Origin of the sequence: Lutibacter sp. (genome assembly GCF_040883305.1) — a bacterium.
Classification (GTDB): domain Bacteria; phylum Bacteroidota; class Bacteroidia; order Flavobacteriales; family Flavobacteriaceae; genus Lutibacter.
Map to the genome: position 1 here is coordinate 1 of NZ_JBFLKT010000350.1, position 3,245 is coordinate 3,245.

The following is a 3,245-nucleotide window of genomic DNA, read 5'->3' on the forward strand; positions in this document are numbered from 1 at the left end:
GTTCAGTCTGGATTGAGAAGTATAGGTTATGATCCAGGTGAATTTGAAGGTTATTTACACAATTCTGAAAGTACAAAAGGAATTTTGAAATTAGACTGGAATATTAATGAAGATAACCGTTTGGCTGTTATCTATAACTTTTTAGATGCATCAAAAGATAAAACAGCACATCCAACAGCTTTAGGATTTAGAGGACCAAATTCTCAAATGCTTCAATTTGAAAATGCGGGATATCAAATAAATAACAAAATTCAATCTTTTTTAGCTGAATTAAATTCTAAATTTGACGATAATGTAACTAACAAATTTCAAATAGGATTTACTCACTTTGATGATTTTAGAAAAGCAAAATCAACGCCTATGCCAGCTTTTAGAATTCAAGATGGCAGTGGAGGGAATTATATTATTACAGGTCATGAACCTTTTTCAATTCATAATACGTTAGATCAAAAAGTTTTTCAAGTAACTAATAATATGAATATTAGTAAAGGAAATCATAATTATACTATTGGTTTTTCTTTCGAAAAATTCCAATTTGATAACTCATTTAACTTAGGTGCTTATGGATATGGTGATAGCAGAGGATATGCAGGAGCTTTCTTTGGAGATTTTGCAAATATGGGAGCATTTAATGATGCTATTGCGAACGGCTTTTTAGCAGATGCAATGGCAGCTGCAGAAGGAGTTTATGCAGCTAATAATGCGAATGACTCTTGGGCTTTAGCTGAAACAAATGTTGGTCAAATGGCATTTTACGTGCAAGATGAATGGAATGTAAACGATAATTTTAAAGTTGCATATGGTGTAAGATTTGATAAACCTTTATTCTTTGATTCTGCAAAGAAGGCACAAGAAGTAATTGATAGAGGCGCAGTATATGTTCCAGGGATTCCTTATACAAACCCTTCAAATGGTGAAACTGTATTTTTTGATTCCACAAAAATGCCAGACAATAATTTCCTAATTTCACCAAGAATTGGATTTAACTGGGATGTAAATGCAGACAAGACTTTGCAAGTTAGAGGAGGAACAGGATTGTTTACAGGTCGTTTTCCTTTTGTTTGGTTAGGAAATCAAATAGCAAATCCTAATGTTTATTATTATCAAGTTGTTGATCCTAATTTTAAATTTCCTCAAGTTTGGAGAACGAGTTTAGGAGTTGATAAAAAATTAGAAAATGGAGTAGTGCTAACTACAGATTTATCCTACACAAAAGATATTAATGGAGCTCACGTTCAAAACTGGGGACTTACAAATCCTTCAGGAACCTTAAGTGGAATCGATAATAGAAGAATATATACTGATTCTGATAAAGGAAATACGGCATATGTTTTTACAAATTCTGATAAAGGAAGAACTTTTAATGCAACTTTTAAAGCTCAAAAATCCTTTGAAAATGGTTTATATACAAGTTTAGCTTATAACTATTTAAACTCTAAAGATGTAAACTCTATTGAAGCTGAAATTACTGGAGATGCATTTGATTTTAATCCAGTGTTAAGCAATGCAAATGATGCTACATTAGCATATTCTAAATATGGAGATACGCATAGAGTTTTGGGTATAGTAAGTAAAAATTGGACTTACGGAGTTGATGACAAATGGGGAACTACAATATCTACTGTTTTTGAGTATGCCCAAGGAGGAAGATTTAATTATACGTATGCTGGTGATATAAATAATGATGGTTCAGGATTGAATGATTTAATTTATGTTCCAACATCATCTGAAATCAATTCTATGAATTTTTCTGGTTCTGGCCAAGCACAAGCTTTTGAAGAGTTTATTCAGCAAGATGATTACTTAAGTGGAAGAAGAGGAAATTATGCTGAAAGATATGGTGCTTTAGCTCCTTGGAGAGGAAGATGGGATGTTAAAATTCTTCAAGATTTAAAAGTTTCTGAAGATAATTCTTTACAATTTAGTATTGATATTTTAAACTTTGGAAATTTAATTAGTTCAGATTGGGGATTGGTTCAACAACCAAATGCGGTACAACCAATAGGTGTATCTGTTGATGGATCTGGAACTCCTACTTATACATTTAGTTCAGATTTAAAAAACACATTTGTTTATGATGCAAATTTGTTATCTAGATGGCAATTACAATTTGGGTTAAGATATACATTTTAATTTCAAATATATTATATTTGAACCGCCCAAATTGGGCGGTTTTTTTATGCCTAAATATGAAATACAGACAATTAACAAAAGAGCAGTTTTTAGAATTACACAAAGAGTTTTCTAAATTTTTAGCAACACAGCAAATAGATGTAAAAGAGTGGGAGACTATAAAAAAAGAAAAACCAGCAATGGCTGAAGAAGAATTAAATATTTTTAGTGATGTTGTATGGGAAGATGTGCTCACTAAAACTAAATTTTTAGAGCATATTTCAAAAAATGATATAAATTTATTTAAATGTTCTTCAAAAGAAATAATTAGAATTTACATTAAATTAAAGGATCCTTCTAAAAGCTTTTTAGATAAAAACGATTTTAACTGGTTTTTAAAAAATCCTGTTAATGAAAATATTGACTATTTTAAGGCATCAAAAAAATATTCTCAAGAAAGGAATATAGAACTGTTTAATTTGATTGAAATGGGAAGTGTAATTTCAAAAGGCGATTTATTTAATGCCATTAGTCAATTAATTCAGTAACAACTTTAATAACTCCTGTTGAAGCATTTTCACCGATTACTGTTAAATTTGGAAAGTAATTTTTCTGAATTGCAGGTTTTGGGTCAATAAAATATACCGGAATCCTAGGAGTGATATAATGTATTAAATTTGCAGCTGGATATACTTGCATAGAAGTGCCAATTATGATTATAATATCTGCTTTAGCAACTATTTCTATTGCCTTATCTAACATTGGAACTTCCTCACCAAACCAAACAATATGAGGTCTTAATTGTGATTTTTCCTCACAAAGATCACCCAGTAAAACATCTTTATTCCAAGAATAGATTAATCTAGGATTTTTGATACTTCTAACTTTTAATAATTCCCCATGTAAATGCAACACGTTTTTACTACCAGCACGCTCGTGCAAGTCATCTACATTTTGCGTGATAATATTTACTTGGTATTTTTCTTCTAATGTAACCAATGCTTTATGTGCTAGATTTGGAACTACAGTTAACAATTGCTGTCTTCGTTTATTGTAAAAATCTAAAACAAGCGCTTTGTTTTTATTCCAGCCAATAGGAGAGGCAACTTCCATTACATCATGTCCTTCCCAAA

The 3,245-nt window shown here is 30.8% G+C and carries 3 protein-coding genes; 2 read left to right on the forward strand and 1 reads right to left on the reverse strand.

Annotated elements, in window-relative coordinates; genetic code table 11:
• A partial coding sequence (locus AB1Z17_RS11230) for a TonB-dependent receptor (RefSeq protein WP_368051886.1) occupies positions 1-2,133 on the forward strand: 2,133 nt, incomplete at its 5' end.
• Positions 2,134-2,189: 56 nt separating this feature from the next.
• Positions 2,190-2,660, forward strand: a complete 471-nt coding sequence (locus AB1Z17_RS11235) for a DUF6495 family protein (protein ID WP_368051887.1) — start codon at positions 2,190-2,192, stop codon at positions 2,658-2,660.
• On the opposite strand, the gene AB1Z17_RS11240 is transcribed toward AB1Z17_RS11235, so the two are convergent.
• Positions 2,641-3,245: Sir2 family NAD-dependent protein deacetylase (locus tag AB1Z17_RS11240; protein WP_368051888.1), on the reverse strand; the 605-nt coding region annotated here is incomplete at its 5' end. The genes AB1Z17_RS11235 and AB1Z17_RS11240 overlap by 20 nt on opposite strands.